The organism is Pseudomonas sp. IT-P74 (genome assembly GCF_949768175.1).
In the GTDB taxonomy this organism is placed as follows: domain Bacteria; phylum Pseudomonadota; class Gammaproteobacteria; order Pseudomonadales; family Pseudomonadaceae; genus Aquipseudomonas.
On sequence record NZ_CATKQD010000001.1, the window covers coordinates 168287 to 186447 of the forward strand.

The window sequence follows — 18161 nt, forward strand, 5'->3', positions numbered from 1 at the left end:
TGTCGAGCTGGAACGAATCGCATGCTGAGTAGCCTCAAGTCCAAACTGCTGATCGTGGACGATCTGCCGGAAAATCTGCTGGCGCTCGAAGCACTGATCAAGCGTGAGGACCGTATCGTCTACAAGGCGCTGACCGCCGACGAAGCCTTGTCCCTGCTGTTGCAACACGAATTTGCCTTGGCCATCCTCGATGTGCAGATGCCCGGCATGAACGGCTTCGAGCTGGCCGAGTTGATGCGTGGCACGGAAAAGACCCGGAAAATCCCGATCGTTTTCGTCAGCGCCGCCGGACGTGAACTGAACTACGCCTTCAAGGGCTATGAAAGCGGGGCCGTGGATTTCCTGTACAAGCCGCTGGACATCCAGGCGGTCAAGAGCAAGGTCAACGTGTTCGTCGACCTGTATCGCCAAAGCAAAGCGATGAAGGAACAAGTGCTGGCCCTTGAGCAAAGCCGCCGCGAACAACAAGCGCTGCTCAAGCAACTGCAAAACACCCAGCTGGAACTCGAGCAGGCGGTGCGCATGCGCGATGACTTCATGTCCATCGTCGCCCACGAAGTGCGCACGCCGCTCAACGGCCTGATCCTTGAGACCCAGCTGCGCAAGATGCACTTGGCCCGGGACAACGCCGCCGCCTTCACCCTGGACAAGATGCACGCGATGGTTGACCGCGACGAGCGGCAGATCAAAAGCCTCATTCGGTTGATCGAAGACATGCTCGATGTCTCGCGCATTCGCACCGGCAAGTTGTCGATCCGACCGACGCGCGTCGACCTTTCAACGCTGGTTCGCGATGTGTTGCACAACTTCTCCCGGCAAATCGATGCCGCCGAGGCGTCGGTTTCGCTCGAAGCCACACAACCGGTGATCGGAAACTGGGACGAGTTTCGTATTGAACAGGTCATTTCCAACCTGTTGAGCAACGCCTTGCGCTACGGAGCCAGGAGCCCTGTCTCGGTGAAGGTCTACAGTGAAGGCGATCAAGCGCTGGTGGACGTGCAGGATCAAGGGATCGGCATCAGCGAAGCAAACCAGAAACGCATTTTCCAGCAGTTCGAGCGGGTATCGGCCAAGCACACCATCGCCGGACTGGGCCTGGGATTGTTCATTTCAGAGCAGATTGTGGCCGCCCATGGCGGTACTATTACCGTCCAGAGCAGGATTGGCGAAGGCGCCTTGTTTCGCGTTTGTCTGCCGCTGTAGGAAAACAGCCAGGTACACGCAACCTCTGATCGGCCCCACGGTCGTATCAGCAGCAATTGACCGAACAAAGGCTTCCCATGAGCGAAGATGCACAAGATGTAGTACTCGTCGTCGAGGACGATCCCTCGATTCTGATGGTGCTGTCCGCTTATCTGTCGGGCGAGGGTTACCGCGTGTTGCAGGCCGAAAACGGCGAACAGGCTTTCGAAATCCTGGCGAGCAAACCGCACCTGGACATGATGATCACTGACTTCCGCCTACCCGGAGGAATCTCCGGCGTGCAGATCGCCGAGCCCGCCGTGAAGCTGCGACCGGAACTCAAGGTGATTTTCATCAGCGGCTATGCCCAGGAAATCCGTGAGACCGACAGCCCGATCACCCGCACGGCGCCGATCCTGGAAAAACCCTTCGATCTGGATAAATTGCAGGAACTGATGCAGGACATGCTTTCGTAAGCATTCAGACGCGGATTTCAGTCGGGGGTCAAAGCCCTTGTTGCAACGCCGGATCATCGGGGTTCATCTGTTCGAGTTGGGCCAACAGGATCTGCACATTTTGCAGCTGCCCGCTTTCCTTCCAGTAATTGATCAGCAGCACCCGTGCCTTGCGATCGTTCGGATGGCGCTGAACGACTTCCTGCAACTGTTTCTGCGCCGCTTCGAGCTCATGTTCACCGTGCAGCGTGGTGGCCAGGTCGTAGCGGTAATCCCGGTTGTTTGGCTCAAGTTCAACGGCCTTGGACAGGCCGAGCAGGGCGAATTCGCTTTGCTCGTGATGCAGCAGCCAGAGCCCCAGCGCGTGTTGCAGGTAGGCCGAATTGGGTTGTGCCTGCAGTTGCCTGGCCAACAGTTGCCGGGCAGCGTCGTTCTGGCCCTGTTTATCCAGCACCTCGATTTGCAGCACCAGCGCCGGCAGGTTGTCCGGCGCCAGGCGCAGGGTGTTGTCCAGCGCCTGTTGCGCCTCCTTGAGCTCGGCGTTGTGCAGGTGCAGCCGGGCCAGTTGGTATTGGTTTTCAGTGCTCTGCGGCTCGCTCTCGAGCACTTGCTCCCAGGCATCGATGGCTTGCTCCAGCGGCCCGAAATACAGACCCAGGTCATCCGGGGACAACCCCAGCAGCGCGTTGATCGCCGCCAGCCGCACGCTTTGTTCGCTGTCATCGAGCAGTGGCCCCAGCAGCAGGCTGCGCTGGCCGTTCGGTACCAGACTGCTAATGCTCCTGATCGCTGCGATACGCACGTCGGGCGACTCGTTCTGCAAGTCGGCATCCGCCAGCTTCAGGGCCACCGAGCTTGGATAGTTGGGCAGCTCGGCATGCAACCAGATACGACGTTTGGGGGACAGGTCCGGACGGGCCAGCTGCTGATAGAGCACCCGCGCGGCACCCGGTTGACCGGCCCGGGCAGCCGCCAGCGCTTCGCTGTAGCCATGCTGGATGGCTTCGGGAACCACCGGGGTGGTATCGCGCAGGGAGAACCACGCAAGGCCGATGACGAGCAGGGCGAAGGCGCTGATAAACAGAATGCGGCGGGACTTGGGCATGCAGGAATCCGGAAGCTGACAAGCTTTTGCAAAAGCTGCCAGCTTCGGTCAGGCCGGGCCTTGAGTCAAACCTTGACGACGTTCTCGCGCGATTCAAACCGTTGAACAGCCCTTCAGTCGACAATCAATGGACCGGCAAGCTGCGCCGACAGCAAAACCTGTCGAGGCACCGTGGCAGTGACTACGCTTGCTGGAGGTGTTTCGACGAGTGTTCCCATGCAAGGGTTGTTGCAGTACTTCAAGGCCATGCTCAACCCCGGGCCCGGGGTGTTGCTGTTTGCCCTGCGAACCATCACGGCCGGGTTGTTGACCCTGTACCTGGCGTTTTTGTTCGATCTGGACCAGCCCAAGTGGTCGATCATGGCCGTGGTCATCATCAGCCAGCCACTGGGCGGCATGGTGCTGGCCCGTAGCTTTGGTCAAGTCATCGGCACCACCATGGGGGCGGTCGTAGCGGTGGCAATCATGGCGATATTTCCCCAGGCACCGTTGCCGTTCATCACCACCCTGGCCCTGTGGCTGGCGCTGTGCACCGCTGGTGGCACGCTGTTGCGCTACACCAGTTCCGGGGCATTCGTGCTCAGTGGCTACACCGCCGTGGTCATCGCGTTGTTGGCAGTTCCCGATCAGGACGGCACCTTTTTGCTGGCGGTGACCCGCCTCACCGAAACCTTGCTGGCGGTTGCCTGCGTGTGCGTGGTCAGCCTGCTCACCGCCAGGCCGGAGGCCGTGGCCCGGGATTACTTCGCCAGGATCGATCAAATCACCCGGTTGCTGGCCACCCACGCCAGCGCCGTCATCCGCACTGAAGAGAGCGAAGCCGACTTCCAGCAGCGGCAAATGCAACTGTTGGGTCAGATCAGCGGCCTGGAGGGTGTGCGCCGACACATGTACTTCGATGCACCACGGTTACGCAGCGCCAACGGTCTGGTGCAACTGCTGGGCAACCAATTGGTGCTCTTGACCGCGCGGCTGACCGCCTTGCGCCACCAGCGGCTGCTGTTGACCGAGCGCTGGGAAGGTGAATTACCTGAAGAAATTCAACGGCTGCGCGCCGAAGAGCTGGCCTTTCTCGATGAACTGGCGCGGGAGGGGCGTTCGCTGTCCAGTGAAAAGCGCCACCATTTCACGTCGCTGCAACAACGCTTTGATGAGCTGGCCTACAGGGCCGAACAATTGACCGAGCCGCTGCCGGCCACCTTGCGTTCCCTGGCCTGGTCGCTGCGCTGGGAGCAGGCGCGCCTGTTGCAGCAGCTTGAGCAGATTCTGGAATTGAGCGATGCCATCCAGAACGGGCGGCCGGCCAGCAGCGTGTATCGCGGGCGGGAAAACCCGCTGCACCTGGACTTCACCCTGGCGACCATGAACGCTGTCCGGGCCTTTTGCGCGCTGTTGATCGCCGGCCTGATCTGGATCGAAACCGGTTGGGACGGTGCCCGAGGCGGGATGGTGCTGTTGGGCATCCTGTGCTCGCTGATGTCAACGTTTCCCCGGCCACTGATTGCGGTCCAAAGCTATGCCAGGGGATTCGGGCTGGCACTGGTGGCCTCGGCGCTCCTTCAGTTCATGTTTGTGCCGATGATCAGCAATTTCGAGATGCTTGCCTTGCTGCTGGCGCCCTTGCTCTACGCCGTCGCGGTGGGGCTGGCCAGCCCGCCCACCACGGGTACCGGCATTGGCCTGGGGCTCACGACGTTTTTGTTGCTTGGCCCGTTGAACGTGGGGATTGGGCAAAACACTGCCATCCAGTGGTTCGAGTTTGCCGGAGCCTATACCTGCGCGACCGTGCTGGCGTTGAGCGTCTACGCGCTGATCTTTCCGTTCATGCCGGACTTGCGCATGCGCCGGCTCCACAAAGAGAACGGCGAGCAGGTGTACGCCTTGCTGAAAACCTCGGCGACCGATGAACAGCAGTTTGCCTTCGAGAGCCGCATGGTTGATCGCCTGACCATGATGCTGGGGTTGCTGCCTGCGACCCGGGAGCCACAATCGCGTGAGCTGTTTCAAGTCAGCCTGGCCTGCATGGCACTGGGTATTGCCTTGAACCAGCTCAGGCAGCAGGGGCAGAACAACGCACTGCTGAGCCCGGATCTGCAAAGTCGCCTGTTTTCGACGGTCCGGGAAACGGGGAGGCTGGTCGCCGGCCGGCCCGGGGTCGAAGTGGCGCAGGTGCTTGATAGCCTGCACACTCTGGGTGACGATCTGGATGCTCTGCATACCGATGTCCATGAGCACTTGTGGTCGGTGTTCCGCATGCGTGTGGCGCTGTTGATCGTTGTGTCGTTCGTCGAGCGTTATCGCGGCTACTTTCAACCCTCAGGCGATGAAGGAGTCCCCGTCCTTGCCCATTGATCTGGAAGTGGGTGGCGCCTATCTGCCCCCGATTGCCCAGGCGCTGCTGCTGGGCCTGCCGATTTTCCTGCTGCTGGACTGGACGTTGCGGCGCCTCGGCGTGCTGCAGTTCGTCTGGCACGAGGCGTTGTTCGAAGGCGCGCTGTACGTCTGCGTCTGTGCCACGTTGATTCTGGTCATGGGAGCCTGATGTCATGAAGAACATCCTTTCCCGACTCACGACGCTGGCGGTGGTACTGCTGGCCTTCGTCCTGGGCTGGTTCGCGTGGGAGCATTACACCCGCGCGCCCTGGACCCGGGATGCCCGGGTGCGTGCCGATGTGGTGACCTTGTCCGCCGACGTTTCGGGGCGAATCGTCAGCCTGGCCGTGCAGGACAACCAGCATGTGAACAAAGGCCAGGCGCTGCTGGAGATCGATCCGGCGCGTTACACCCTGGCGGTGGAGCATGCCAGGCGCGCGGTGGAGGTGGCGAAAGCCTCGCTCGGTCAGGCCCAGGCGGCCATCATCGCCAGCGAAGCATTACTCAAACAACGTCAGAGCGAGGAGCAACGCCGGCGCACGCTCAAGGATCGTTCGGCGATTTCCGGCGAAGAGTGGGAAAAGGCCGCCACTGATGTGTCGGTGGCCCAGGCCGACTTGCTGCGTAATCAGGCCAATCTGGTGTTGGCCCAGGCCAACGTGCAACTGGCTATTGCGGCCTTGACCCAGTCCGAGCTCGACTTGCAGCGTACCCATGTCGTATCTCCGGTGACTGGCTATGTCACCAATCTGCTGACCCGGGAGGGCGACTATGCCTCGGCCGGCGGCCCTTTGCTGGCGCTGGTGGACAGCGAATCGTTCTATGTCAGCGGTTACTTCGAAGAAACCAAGTTGCCGCGGATCGGGGAGGGCGACCGGGTCCGGATCGAGTTGATGAGTGGCGAGACATTCGGCGGCAAAGTGCAGAGCATTGCCTTCGCCATTGCCGACCGGGAAAACCTGCCGGGCGGCCGTCTGCTGGCCAGTATCAACCCCAGTTACACCTGGATCAAACTGGCGCAACGGGTACCGGTGCGGATCGAGATCGATGGCGACTATGCCGGTAAAAACAATCTGAGGGCGGGGACGACCGCCACTGTGACCGTCGAAGAACACCGCTAACCCTGTAGGAGCGAGCCTGCTCGCGAAAAACTCGATGACGACGAGGCGAATCAGGTTTGTCGCGTCATCGTTGACGTCCATCGCGAGCAGGCTCGCTCCCACATGGGGCAGGCGGTGTTTTTGAGGGCAAAAAAAGCCCCGCGACCGAATGAGACGCAGGGCAAAGGAATTTGGTTGGTTGCGGCCAACCAAAGGAGCGCTTTAAAACCGTATTACTTGCTCGCGACCGTCTCCGGCTGCCAGCCGCCACCAAGGGCCTTGTAGATCGCGACGATGCCGCGATACAGGTCAACTTCAGCCTGGGCCTGGGTGTCTTCGGCCGCCAGGCGTTCACGCTGGGCGTCGAGCAGCACGAGGAAATCGGTGTTGCCTTCGCGGTAGCGAATTTCCGCCAGGTCGGCGGCCGAGCGGCTGGACTCGCTCTGGCGAATCAGCGAAATCAAGCGCTGTTGGCGTTTGCCGTAGTCGCTGAAGGCGTTTTCCGATTCTTCCAGGGCCAGCAACACTTGTTGCTCGTAGGTCGCCAGAGCGCCTTCGGCATCGGCGTCGGCACCGCGCAACCGGGCCTTCACACTGCCCAGGTCAAACGCCGCCCAGGTGATACTCGGACCGAGTGCCCAGGCGTTGGCCGCCGAGGAGCCGATCTGCGAACCGCGCCCGGCGGTAAAACCGAGGAAGCCGCTGAGACTGACCCGCGGGAACAGATCGGCCTTGGCCACGCCGATACGTGCCGTGGCCGACGCCAATTGGCGCTCGGCACTGCGAATGTCCGGACGGCGTTGCAGCAGTTCACCCGGATCACCGATCGGCAATGCCTTGGCGATCGCCGGCAAGTCTTTCGGGCTCAGGTCCACGGTCAACTTGTCCGGACGTTCACCCAGCAGGGTGGCGATGCGGTTTTTCTGCCGGACCTGTTCGGCCTGCAGTTGCGGCACGCTGGCTTCGACCGACGCCAGTCGCGCATCGGCCCGTTCCACGTCAAGCTGATCGCCAACGCCGGCATCACGCAGGCTGATGGTGATCTTGCGCGACTCCTGCTGGTTCTCCAGGTTGGCCAGGGCGATTTTTTCCCGCAGCTGCGCGCCGCGCAGTTGACCGTAGGAATCCACCAGTTCGGCAATCATGGTGACTTGCAGTTGGTACAGGTCGGCCTCGAACGCCTGTTGCTCGGCGTTGGCCGACTCGAGGTTGCGCTGGATGCGACCGAACAAGTCGATTTCCCAAGCCATGTCCAGGCCCAGGTCATAGCGTTCGCTGTTGACCCGGTCGGTGGTCTGCCCCGGAATCTGGCCTTTGCCCAGATCACTGCTGACGCGGCTGGTGATGGTCGGCATGGCGTCGTTGCTGACGTCATCGCGGATCGCCCGTGCGGCTTTCCAGCGGGCGAAGGCGACGCGCAGATCACGGTTGCCTTGCAGGGATTGCGTCACCAGCTGGTTGAGGGTCGGGTCTTCGAACTGTTGCCACCAGATGCCTTCGAAACGCGAACGGTCAAAGTTCTTCTGGCCGGCGGCGCCATCGGTGGCGGTCGTGATGTTGGCCGGTTCAAGGGCTTCGGTCTTGTAGTCCGGACCCACGGCACAGGCGCTCAGCGCCAGTACCAGCAGGCTCGGCAGGAAGGCTTTCAAACTCATCAGTGCGACTCCAGCTTCAGGGTGGCCTTGGCTGCTTTGCGCTTCTCGCCGCGCTCGACAAAGTTACGAATCAGTACGTAGAACACCGGCGTCAGCAACAGACCGAAGAAGGTCACCCCGAGCATCCCGGAGAACACCGCTACACCCATGGCATGGCGCATTTCGGCACCGGCACCGCTGGAGAACACCAGAGGCACGACACCCATGATGAACGCGAAGGAGGTCATCAGAATCGGCCGCAGACGCAGGCGGCAAGCTTCCAGGACCGCCGCCAGCGGGTTCATCCCTTCGAGCTGTTTGTCCTTGGCGAACTCGACGATCAGGATCGCGTTCTTACAGGCAAGCCCCACCAGTACGATCAAACCGATCTGGGTAAAGATGTTGTTGTCGCCACCGGAAGCAATTACCCCGGTAATCGCCGACAGCAGGGTCATCGGTACGATCAGGATCACCGCCAGTGGCAGGCTCCAGCTTTCGTACTGAGCTGCCAGTACCAGGAACGCCAGCAGCACGCAGAGCGGGAACACGAACAGCGCGGTGTTGCCGGACAGGATCTGCTGGTAGGTCAGGTCGGTCCATTCGTAGGTCATGCCGTTGGGCAGTTCTTCCTTGAGCAGTTTCTCGATGGCTTTTTCCGCCTGGCCGGAGCTGTAGCCGGGGGCTGCCGCACCGTTGATTTCAGCGGTGATGAAGCCGTTGTAGTGCATCACGCGATCGGGGCCCGAGGTGTCACTGACCTTGATGAAGGTCGCCAGCGGAATCATCTCACCCTTGCTGTTGCGCACTTTCAGCTGACCGATCTGGTCCGATTCGAGGCGGAACTGTTGCTCGGCCTGGACGTTGACCTGATAGGTGCGACCGAAGCGGTTGAAGTCGTTGGCATACAGCGAACCCAGGTAGATCTGCAGGGTGTCGAAGATGTCGCTGACGGCCACGCCGTGGGTCTTGGCTTTCTCGCGGTCGATGGCGGCATCGACCTGGGGCACGTTCACCGTATAGCTGGTGAACAGGCCGGCCAGTTCCGGCACGTTGTGGCTCTTGTTGATGATGTTCATGGTTTCCTTGTACAGCTCTTCGTAGCCCAGGTTGCCCCGGTCTTCGATCTGCAGGCGGAAACCACCGATGGTGCCCAGGCCTTGTACCGGCGGCGGCGGGAAGATCGCCATGTAGGCTTCCTGAATGTTCGCGTACTGGCCGTTCAAGGCGCCGGCAATGGCCCCTGCGGACATGCTCGGGTCTTTACGCTCGTCGAACGGTTTGAGGGTCACGAACACGATGCCGGCGTTCGGGCTGTTGGTGAAACCGTTGATCGACAGCCCAGGGAAGGCCACGGCACTTTCCACGCCGGGCTGCTTCAGCGCCAGCTCGGACATGCGCTTGATCACGTCTTCGGTACGGTCCAGGCTCGAGGCATCCGGCAGTTGCGCGAAGGCCACCAGGTACTGCTTGTCCTGGCCGGGGACGAAACCGGTCGGGGTGCTGGAGAAGCCGAAGAAAGTCAGGACCATCAGGCCGGCGTACAGCAGCAGGGCAATGCCGCTTGAGCGGATCACGCGGGCAACGGTGCCGACATATCCGTGGCTGGCCTTCTCGAAGAAGCGGTTGAACGGACGGAACAACCAGCCGCCGAAAATCTTGTCCAGCACCTTGGAGAAACGGTCTTTCGGTGCGTCGTGACCCTTGAGCAATACCGCGGCCAGAGCCGGCGACAGGGTCAGGGAGTTGAAGGCCGAAATCACTGTCGAAATCGCAATGGTCAGGGCGAACTGCTTGTAGAACTGGCCGGTCAGCCCGGAGATGAACGCCGCCGGAACGAATACCGCACACAGCACCAGCGCCGTGGCAATGATCGGGCCGGTTACCTCGCCCATGGCTTTTTTGGTCGCTTCGACCGGGGTCAATCCGAGTTCGATGTTCCGCTCGACGTTCTCCACCACCACGATGGCATCGTCCACCACGATACCGATCGCCAATACCAGGCCGAACAGCGACAAGGCGTTGAGCGAGAAGCCGAACAGATGCATCACGGCAAAGGTACCGATCAGCGAAACCGGCACGGCCACCAACGGAATGATCGAGGCGCGCCAGGTTTGCAGGAACAGGATTACCACCAGCACCACGAGGATCAGCGCTTCGAAGAGAGTGTGAACCACCGCCTCGATGGAGCCGCGAACGAAGATCGTCGGGTCATAGACGATGCTGAAGTCCATGCCTTCGGGGAAGGTCTTCTTCAGCTCGGCCATTTTCGCCCGGACTTCGTTGGAAATTTCGATGGCGTTGGAACCCGGACGCTGGAAGATCGGGATCGCCACCGCCGGCTGGTTGTTCAGCAAGGAACGCAGGGCGTACTGGCTGGAACCCAGTTCAACGCGGGCGATGTCCTTGAGGCGAGTGATTTCACCGTTGTCGCCCGAGCGAATGATGATGTTCTCGAACTCTTCCTCGGACACCAGACGGCCCTGAGTGTTGACCGACAACTGGAAGCTTTGGGCATTCGGGGCCGGGGGCGCACCCAAGGCACCGGCCGCCACCTGGCGGTTCTGTTCACGAATCGCGGTGACCACGTCGGTGGCGGTCAGGTTGCGCGAAGCGGTCTTGTTCGGGTCGAGCCAGACACGCAGCGAGTAATCGCCCATACCGAACAGCTGTACGTCACCGACACCGCCCAGCCGCGCCAACTCATCCTTGATGTTCAGGATCGCGTAGTTGGACAGATAGAGCATGTCGTAGCGTTTGTCCGGTGAGGTCAAGTGCACCACCATCGTCAGGTCGGGCGACGCCTTGTCCACGGTGATACCGATGCGCGTCACTTCCTCGGGAAGTTTCGGCTCGGTCCGGGTCACGCGGTTCTGCACCTGCACCTGCGCGTTGTCCAGGTCGGTACCCAGGGCAAAGGTGATGGTCAGGGTGATCTTGCCGTCAGCAGTCGACTGCGAGGACATGTACAACATGTTCTCGACGCCGGTGATGGCCTGCTCCAGCGGAGCGGCCACGGTTTCACCGATGACTTTCGGGTTGGCGCCCGGGAAGTTGGCGCGGACCACCACGGTCGGCGGCACCACTTCCGGGTATTCGCTGATCGGCAACTGGAACAGCGAGATCGCACCGGCGATCAGGATCAGCAGCGACAGCACCGCTGCGAAGATCGGCCGCGAAATGAAGAATTGGGAAAAATTCATCGTAAAAATCCCTTAACCGCGTGGGGTCGTGGCAGCCAGTTTCACAGCCGTGCCCGGCGCAACCCTGGCAGGCGCGACTTGAGGCAGGTTGCTGGCTTCCAGCGCTTGGCGTTGTTGTGCGAGTGCCGCGAGGGTTTGTTCGCTGGCCATCGGAATCACTTCAGGGGTGACCGGTGAACCAGGGCGTACCCGTTGCAGGCCCTTGACGATGATGGTGTCGTCCTTGTTCAGGCCGTTGCGCACGATGCGCAGGCCTTCGATCTTCGGACCGAGCTCCACCGCGCGGTAGGCGGTCTTGTTGTCGGCATCCATCACCAGCACGAACTTCTTGCCCAGGTCGGTGCCGACGGCTTCATCGTTGATCAACATGGCGCTGTAGGTGCCGCTGCCCACCAGTTTCAGGCGTGCATACAGGCCCGGGGTGTAGCTGCCGTCGCTGTTGTCGAACACGGCGCGACCACGGATGGTGCCGGTCTTGGGGTTGACCTGGTTGTCGACGAAGTTCATCACGCCCTGGTGCGGGTTGCCGTCCTCGTTGGACAGGCCCATGTAGACCGGGGTGGTGGCGCCACGCTTGCCCTGACGAGCGAGCTCGGTGTACTTGAGGAACACACGCTCGTCCGCGTCGAAGTAGGCGTACACCTTGTCGGTGGAGACCACGCTGGTCAGCGGGGTGGTGTCGGCGGTGACGAGGTTGCCGGCGGTGATTTCCGCACGGCTGACGCGGCCGCTGATTGGCGCCGTCACGCGGGTGAAGCTCAGGTTCAGCTTGGCCAGGTCCAGTTGCGCTTGCAGGGCACCGACGGCGGCGCGGGCTTCCTGGGCGGCGCTGGTACGCGAATCGGCAAGTTCTGCGGAAATGGCGTTGCTGGTGCGCAGGCGCTCGCCGCGCTGGGCTTCGTTTTCGCTACGGGTCGCATTGGCGCGCGATTGTGCAACCAGGGCTTCGAGGCGGCGGACCTCAGCCTGGAACGGACGCGGGTCGATCTGGAACAGCAGGTCGCCTTTCTTGACCAGGGCGCCTTCAGTGAACGCCACTTCATCGATCTGGCCGGAGACCCGTGGACGAATCTCGACGGTTTCCGGCGCTTCGAGGCGGCCGGTGAATTCGTCCCACTCGTTGACCGGTTGTTCCAGCACCTTGGCCACGCTGACCTTGGCCGCTGGCATGCTGGCGGCGGATTCCGGGGCCTTGCCGCACGCACTGATCACCATTACGGCCAACAGAGCCAACGGGAAGCGCAAATGTTTGAGTGACTGTTCCATGGATGCATCCGCCAATGTGTTGAGATTGGCGAATGATGCGCGGCGGGTTTGGATCTCACGAATCGAATGGGGCGAAGGTAACTATCATTCGGAATGATATAAGACCCAAGCCAGCCCTCTAGCCTGCGCCTTGCGTTCGGTCTTCATCAACTGGATTGATGACAATTGTGTGTTGCATTGGATGCAATAGTCAGACTTGGGACCGTGTTGCGGCTATCGCGAGCAGGCTCGCTCCTACACTGGATCTCATCAGCCATTGATTTAACGGAGTCCGACTGCCTGCGTTGTGCCAATTTCGTCACCGCCAATGCCCAAACCCATCAAGCCATGACGCCTCGGATAGACCACTCTGACCGGTCTGCCCAAGGAGATGACCATGATCCGACTGACCCTGATCGAAGCCCGTGAGTTGGCCGAATCGATCTTGTTGCACAACGGTTTTAATCTGGCCCATGCACAAGCGGTGGCGGCGACGGTGCTTGCTGGCGAACGTGATGGCTGCGCCTCCCACGGTTTGTACCGGATCCTGGGGTGTGTCAATTCCCTGCGGGCCGACAAGGTGTCAGCCGATGCCGAGCCACAGGTGATCGACCAGGCGCCGTCGATTGTGCGGGTGGATGCTGGCGGTGGGTTTTCGCAGTTGGCGTTTCAGGCGGGGTTGCCGTTGCTGGCGCAGAAAACCCGGGCCAATGGCATTGCGGCGTTGGCAATCAACCGCTGTGTACATTTCTCGGCGCTGTGGGTGGAGATCGAGCAGCTGACGGCTGCCGGTCTGGTGGCACTGGCGTGTAATCCGAGCCACGCCTGGGTGGCGCCGGCTGGAGGACGATTGCCGGTGTTCGGCACCAATCCCATTGCCTTCGGTTGGCCGCGTGCGGGGCAAGATCCGTTTGTGTTCGACTTCGCCACCAGCGCGATTGCCCGTGGTGATATCGAACTGCACCGGCGTGCCGGCAAGGCGATTCCCGAAGGTTGGGGCGTCGACGCCCAAGGCCAGCCGAGCACCGACGCCAACGTGGTGCTCGACAGCGGTGCGATGCTGACGTTCGGCGGGCACAAGGGTTCGGCGCTGGCGGCGATGGTGGAGTTGATTGCCGGGCCGCTGATTGGTGACCTGACCAGTGCCGAGTCTTTGGCTTACGACGGGGGCAGCAAGTCGTCGCCGTACCATGGCGAGTTGATCATCGCCCTGGACCCTCGGCGCTTTCTGGGGGACGCCACTGAAGAACATTTGGCCCGGGCCGAAACGTTGTTCCAGGGCATTGAAGGGCAGGGCGCACGCTTACCGTCGCAACGACGTTACGCGGCGCGGGTACGCAGCCTGGTGGAAGGCGTGCAAATTCCCGAGGCGCTGTACAACGACCTGAAAGCACTGCTGGCTTGAATGGAATGGGTGCGCCCACTCCTGTGGGAGCGAGCGTGCTCGCGATGAGGGCATCAGATTCAACATTTTCGTCGACTGACATACCGCTATCGCGAGCAGGCTCGCTCCCACAGTAATTTGAATAGTTCGCAGATTTTGCATACAGCCACTGAACCTGTGGGAGCGGGCTTGCCCGCGAAGGGGCCGGTACATCCAGCATCCACATCGCCTGACACACCGCCATCGCGAACAGGCTCGCTCCCACAGAAGGTCGTGTTGTTAAACCGGGTCGCGTTGGCTGCGGCCATCCACCAGCCGTGCAATCCCCAGCGGGTTGGCGTTTTTCAAGGCGTCGGGCAGCAAGGCGTCCGGGCAGTTCTGGTAGCACACCGGCCGCAGGAATCGCTCGATGGCCAGGCTGCCAACCGACGTGCCACGGGCGTCGGAGGTTGCAGGGTAAGGCCCGCCATGGACCATGGCATCGCAGACTTCGACCCCGGTGGGGTAACCGTTGAACAGTACCCGGCCGACTTTTTGTTCCAGCAGTATCAGCAGGTCCGCATGGGTCTGAAGATCCGATGCTTCGCCAATCAATGTCGCCGTCAGTTGCCCGTGCAAGCTGTTCAAGGCCTGGCGCAGCTCAACCTTGTCCGCCACTTCAACGACAATGGTGGTCGGCCCGAACACCTCTTCCTGTAGCAGCGGATCCCCATTGAGCAGCAGGCTGACGTCGGCCTTGAACAGTTGCGGCCGCGCCTGATTACCCTGCTGGTCGTGGCCCGCCAGGTGTGTCACGCCCGGATGCTCGAGCAAGGCCCGCAGCCCTTTTTCATAGCTGCCGAGGGTACCGGCATTGAGCATGGTTTGCGCCGGTTGTTCGGCCATCAGGTTGCTGAGTCGTGCAGTGAACGCCGTCCATTCAGGGGCGCGAATACCAATGACCAACCCCGGATTGGTGCAGAACTGCCCGCAACCCTGGACCACCGATGCCACCAGTTCACCGGCGATTTTCTCGCCGCGCGCACGCAAGGCTTCGGGCAATACCAACACTGGATTGATGCTGCTCATCTCGGCAAACACCGGGATGGGTTGTTGCCGTGCGGCGGCCATGTCGCAAAGGGCACGGCCACCTTTGAGCGAGCCGGTGAACCCGACGGCCTGAATCGCCGGGTGCTTGACCAGCGCTTCACCGACACCCGCGCCGTAGATCATGTTGAACACACCCTTGGGCATGTCGGTCTGCTCGGCGGCGCGCAGGATCGCATTGGCCACGCATTCGGCGGTTGCCATGTGCCCGCTGTGGGCCTTGAACACCACCGGGCAACCGGCGGCCAGGGCCGCTGCGGTATCGCCGCCAGCAGTCGAAAAGGCCAATGGAAAATTGCTGGCGCCGAACACGGCCACCGGGCCGACGCCAATCCGGTACTGGCGCAGGTCAACCCGTGGCAGCGGCTGACGCTCCGGCAGGGCACGGTCGATGCGCGCGCTGTAGAAATCGCCCCGACGCAGGACCTGAGCGAACAGACGCATCTGGCCGCTGGTGCGCCCGCGCTCGCCCTGAATCCGGGCGCTGGGCAGGGCGGTCTCACGGGTCACCAAGGCAACGAACTCGTCATCCAGGGCATCCAGTTGCGCGGCGATGGCTTCAAGGAACTCCGCCCGGCGCGTCGCCGGCAAATTACGAAAGGCTGGATAGGCGGCTGCAGCGGCCTGGGCGGCCGCGTCGACTTCTTGCGCAGTGGCTTGCACGAAAGAGTAGGGCAGTGCTTCGCCGGTGCTGGCGTCATGGCTGTTCAGGATGATGCCGCCGAGGGCGCTGCGCGCTGCGCCGATGTAGTTGTGGCCAAGGATCTCAGACATCAAAAAAGCTCCTGTCGAAAAGTGGGGTAGCAACACAAAACCTCTGTGGGAGCGAGCTTGCTCGCGAAAAACGCAAGGACAACGTTTCCATTCACACAACACGCGTTATCGTTGACGTCCATCGCGAGCAAGCTCGCTCCTGCAGGGATTTACTCAGGCCAGAGAATCGGCCCGGCGTGGGCCAGTCGGGGCTGGGTCCAGCGCAGCAACCCGCGCCGCCGACTCGGCATCCACCTGGCGCAATGACTTGCCACGGGTCTCGCGGGTCAGGCCGACAGCCACCACGGAAATCAGCGCGGCGCCCACCAGATACCAGGCGATCGGAGTCGAGCTGTGGTACTTGTTGAGCAAGGTGATGGCGATCAGTGGTGCAAGGGAGCCGGCGAAGATCGGCGCCACCTGGTAGCACAGGGACAGAGCGGTGTAGCGTACGTGGGTCGGGAACATTTCAGCCATCAGTGCCGAGTAAGGCGCATAAGTCATCGACTCGATGGCCAGGCCCAGGGTGATGGCGGCCATGATCAGCCAGTTGTTGCCGGTGTCCATCATCGGGAAACCGATGAAACCCCAGAACGCTGTGAGTACCGCGCCGGTCAGGTACACCGGCTTGCGCCCGACGATGTCCGACAGATAGCCCATCAGCGGGACCAGGAAAAAGTGCACCAGGTGCGCGCCGAACATCAGCAGCAGAATTTGCGAAGTGTCCTTGTGCACCACCAGTTTCAGATAGGTAATCGAGAACGTCACCACGGTGTAGTAGAGGATGTTCTCGGCAAAGCGTGCGCCGATTCCCACCAGCACCGAACGCCAGTGATGACGCAGCACCTCCACCACACCGAGCTGTTGCTGTTTGGTCTGTGCCTGACGGGCCTGGGCTTCCTTGAAGATCGGCGCGTCATCGACGCTGGTGCGAATCCAGTAACCGATCAACACCACTACCGCCGAGAACCAGAACGCCACGCGCCAGCCCCAGGCAAGGAACTGTTGCTCCGACAGGTTCGACGACAACAGCAGCAGGGCGACCGTGGCCACCAGGTTGCCGGCCGGCACCCCGGCTTGCGGCCAACTGGCCCAGAAGCCCCGACGATTGTCCGGGCAGTGTTCGGACACCAGCAGAATCGCGCCGCCCCATTCGCCACCGAAAGCGAAGCCCTGGATCAACCGCAACAGCACCAGCAACACCGGCGCGGTGTAACCGATCTGGTCGAAGCCAGGCAGGCAACCCATCAGGAAGGTGGTGATGCCGACCACGACCAGGCTCAGTTGCAGCAGGCGTTTGCGGCCGAATTTGTCACCGTAGTGACCGAATACCAGACCGCCCAACGGCCGGGCGAGAAAGCCGACCGCGTACAAGGCGAAGGCGGCGATGATGCCGTCGATGGGGCTGTCGGTCTGGCGGAAAAACAGCTTGCCGAAAACCAATGCCGAGGCGGTGCCGTAGAGAAAGAATTCATACCATTCGGCGACTGTGCCGGCCATGGCGGCGGCCACTACGCGTTTGAGTCCCGAGGGTGTGGTTGCGCTTTGCGTGTGTTGAGGATTCGACATGCTGACGTACCTTGTTGAGACGCAAAAAACGGGCAGCCGGGTCGGGCCGGTAAAGGCCCGCCCGGCAATCACTCAGAGACCGACGTCCGGCAGTTCCGGGCGGTTGGCCAATGCCTTGGCCATGATCTGCTCGACGAATACTCGGTCGGCTTCCGGCAGGGCCAGGCGTGGCGGACGGGTCAAGGCGCTGCCGCGACCGGCAATGGCTTCACACAGCTTGATGCACTGCACCAGGTCGGCACGGGCATCGAGGTGCAGGATCGGCATCAGCCATTCGTAGATCGGCATGGCTTCGGCGAAACGTCCGGCCTTGGCCAGGCGGAAGATGGTTTCGCCTTCTTTCGGGAACACGTTGGACATGCCCGAGACCCAACCTTCGGCACCCACGGCGATGCTTTCCAGCACCACGTCGTCGAGGCCGGCGAACAGCACGAAACGGTCACCGACTTCGTTGCGCACGTCGATGAAGCGGCGGGTGTCGCCGGAAGAATCCTTGAAGCACACCACGTTGTCGCAGTCGGCCAGGGAAATCAGGATGTCCGGGGTGACGTCGTTCTTATAGATAGGCGGGTTGTTGTAGACCATCAGCGGCACGTCGGCGTTTTTCGCCACGTAGCGGTAATGCTCGGCGGTCTCGAACGGCTTGGAACCGTAGACCAGCGCCGGCATCAGCATCACGCCATCGACGCCGACCCGGCGTACGGCATTGGCGACCTTGGCCGCTTGTAGGCTGGTGAACTCGGCCACGCCGCAGATCACCGGTACGCGACCACGGGCGGCATCGACAGCGACCTCAGTCACGGCGATTTTCTCTTCGGCGGTCAGCGAGGTGTTCTCTCCCACCGAGCCGCAGACCACCAGGCCCGACACGCCGTCGCGGATTACGTTGGAAATCACCTGATGGGTTTTTTCCAGGTTAATTGAGTAGTCATCGTTGAATTGAGTGGTCACTGCAGGGAAGACGCCACTCCAGTTAATGCGCTTGCTCATTGTTGCCTCCGGTTTGTTAATTGTATTTCGTATACGATATTTAAAATGACAAAGCTCGGCTAGTGCTTTTTTGGGTTTTCAGGGG

The 18161-nt window shown here is 61.4% G+C and carries 13 protein-coding genes; 6 read left to right on the forward strand and 7 right to left on the reverse strand.

Annotated features, from left to right (window positions below; translation table 11 throughout):
- Positions 1-21: 21 nt before the first annotated feature.
- Positions 22-1203 (forward strand): ATP-binding protein, encoded by a 1182-nt coding sequence (locus tag ACM6J5_RS00820; RefSeq protein WP_414927584.1) that lies wholly within the window; start codon positions 22-24, stop codon positions 1201-1203.
- A 77-nt stretch (positions 1204-1280) separates the two neighbouring features.
- Positions 1281-1658: a response regulator gene (locus tag ACM6J5_RS00825; RefSeq protein ID WP_095942212.1), complete on the forward strand. Its 378-nt coding sequence runs from the start codon at positions 1281-1283 to the stop codon at positions 1656-1658.
- A gap of 28 nt (positions 1659-1686) precedes the next feature.
- Here the strand turns inward: ACM6J5_RS00825 and ACM6J5_RS00830 are convergent, their stop codons facing one another.
- Positions 1687-2742 (reverse strand): tetratricopeptide repeat protein, encoded by a 1056-nt coding sequence (locus ACM6J5_RS00830; RefSeq protein WP_095942211.1) that lies wholly within the window; start codon positions 2740-2742, stop codon positions 1687-1689.
- 216 nt (positions 2743-2958) lie between these two features.
- Between ACM6J5_RS00830 and ACM6J5_RS00835 the strand changes: the two genes are divergently transcribed.
- Genes ACM6J5_RS00835 through ACM6J5_RS00845 form a run of 3 tightly spaced genes read left to right on the forward strand, consistent with a single transcriptional unit; the run spans position 2959 to position 6236 of the window.
- Complete coding sequence (locus ACM6J5_RS00835; RefSeq protein WP_414927585.1) at positions 2959-5094, forward strand: FUSC family protein; 2136 nt, start codon at positions 2959-2961, stop codon at positions 5092-5094.
- On the forward strand, positions 5084-5284 hold the full coding sequence (locus tag ACM6J5_RS00840; protein WP_008001544.1) for a DUF1656 domain-containing protein: 201 nt from the start codon (positions 5084-5086) through the stop codon (positions 5282-5284). Before ACM6J5_RS00835 ends, ACM6J5_RS00840 begins: the two co-directional genes overlap by 11 nt.
- A gap of 4 nt (positions 5285-5288) precedes the next feature.
- Positions 5289-6236 (forward strand): HlyD family secretion protein, encoded by a 948-nt coding sequence (locus ACM6J5_RS00845; protein WP_095942209.1) that lies wholly within the window; start codon positions 5289-5291, stop codon positions 6234-6236.
- Positions 6237-6448: 212 nt separating this feature from the next.
- On the opposite strand, the gene ACM6J5_RS00850 is transcribed toward ACM6J5_RS00845, so the two are convergent.
- Genes ACM6J5_RS00850 through mexE form a run of 3 tightly spaced genes read right to left on the reverse strand, consistent with a single transcriptional unit; the run spans position 6449 to position 12315 of the window.
- The gene (locus ACM6J5_RS00850; RefSeq protein WP_095942208.1) at positions 6449-7870 is read right to left on the reverse strand and encodes an efflux transporter outer membrane subunit; all 1422 of its coding nucleotides are present in this window, start codon (positions 7868-7870) and stop codon (positions 6449-6451) included.
- Positions 7870-11049: an efflux RND transporter permease subunit gene (locus tag ACM6J5_RS00855; protein ID WP_095942207.1), complete on the reverse strand. Its 3180-nt coding sequence runs from the start codon at positions 11047-11049 to the stop codon at positions 7870-7872. Before ACM6J5_RS00855 ends, ACM6J5_RS00850 begins: the two co-directional genes overlap by 1 nt.
- A 12-nt stretch (positions 11050-11061) precedes the next feature.
- On the reverse strand, positions 11062-12315 hold the full coding sequence (gene mexE / locus ACM6J5_RS00860; RefSeq protein WP_095942206.1) for a multidrug efflux RND transporter periplasmic adaptor subunit MexE: 1254 nt from the start codon (positions 12313-12315) through the stop codon (positions 11062-11064).
- Positions 12316-12691: 376 nt separating this feature from the next.
- Here mexE and ACM6J5_RS00865 point away from each other — a divergent pair, with 376 nt between their 5' ends.
- On the forward strand, positions 12692-13699 hold the full coding sequence (locus tag ACM6J5_RS00865; protein WP_414927586.1) for an Ldh family oxidoreductase: 1008 nt from the start codon (positions 12692-12694) through the stop codon (positions 13697-13699).
- Positions 13700-13957: 258 nt separating this feature from the next.
- Here ACM6J5_RS00865 and ACM6J5_RS00870 read toward each other — a convergent pair whose 3' ends face one another.
- The 3 genes from ACM6J5_RS00870 to ACM6J5_RS00880 form a co-directional block, all read right to left on the reverse strand.
- Complete coding sequence (locus ACM6J5_RS00870) at positions 13958-15538, reverse strand: aldehyde dehydrogenase (NADP(+)) (RefSeq protein WP_414927587.1); 1581 nt, start codon at positions 15536-15538, stop codon at positions 13958-13960.
- 153 nt (positions 15539-15691) lie between these two features.
- Complete coding sequence (abaF, locus tag ACM6J5_RS00875; RefSeq protein WP_150672475.1) at positions 15692-17086, reverse strand: fosfomycin efflux MFS transporter AbaF; 1395 nt, start codon at positions 17084-17086, stop codon at positions 15692-15694.
- A gap of 72 nt (positions 17087-17158) precedes the next feature.
- The gene (locus ACM6J5_RS00880; RefSeq protein WP_095942202.1) at positions 17159-18076 is read right to left on the reverse strand and encodes a dihydrodipicolinate synthase family protein; all 918 of its coding nucleotides are present in this window, start codon (positions 18074-18076) and stop codon (positions 17159-17161) included.
- Positions 18077-18161 lie beyond the last annotated feature (85 nt).

Coding starts and splice junctions, on each gene's coding strand:
- ACM6J5_RS00820 (WP_414927584.1), top strand. CDS start 22: ATGCTGAGTAGCCTCAAGTCCAAACTGCTGATCGTGGACGATCTGCCG.
- ACM6J5_RS00825 (WP_095942212.1), top strand. CDS start 1,281: ATGAGCGAAGATGCACAAGATGTAGTACTCGTCGTCGAGGACGATCCC.
- ACM6J5_RS00830 (WP_095942211.1), bottom strand. CDS start 2,742: ATGCCCAAGTCCCGCCGCATTCTGTTTATCAGCGCCTTCGCCCTGCTC.
- ACM6J5_RS00835 (WP_414927585.1), top strand. CDS start 2,959: ATGCAAGGGTTGTTGCAGTACTTCAAGGCCATGCTCAACCCCGGGCCC.
- ACM6J5_RS00845 (WP_095942209.1), top strand. CDS start 5,289: ATGAAGAACATCCTTTCCCGACTCACGACGCTGGCGGTGGTACTGCTG.
- ACM6J5_RS00850 (WP_095942208.1), bottom strand. CDS start 7,870: ATGAGTTTGAAAGCCTTCCTGCCGAGCCTGCTGGTACTGGCGCTGAGC.
- ACM6J5_RS00855 (WP_095942207.1), bottom strand. CDS start 11,049: ATGAATTTTTCCCAATTCTTCATTTCGCGGCCGATCTTCGCAGCGGTG.
- mexE (WP_095942206.1), bottom strand. CDS start 12,315: ATGGAACAGTCACTCAAACATTTGCGCTTCCCGTTGGCTCTGTTGGCC.
- ACM6J5_RS00865 (WP_414927586.1), top strand. CDS start 12,692: ATGATCCGACTGACCCTGATCGAAGCCCGTGAGTTGGCCGAATCGATC.
- ACM6J5_RS00870 (WP_414927587.1), bottom strand. CDS start 15,538: ATGTCTGAGATCCTTGGCCACAACTACATCGGCGCAGCGCGCAGCGCC.
- abaF (WP_150672475.1), bottom strand. CDS start 17,086: ATGTCGAATCCTCAACACACGCAAAGCGCAACCACACCCTCGGGACTC.
- ACM6J5_RS00880 (WP_095942202.1), bottom strand. CDS start 18,076: ATGAGCAAGCGCATTAACTGGAGTGGCGTCTTCCCTGCAGTGACCACT.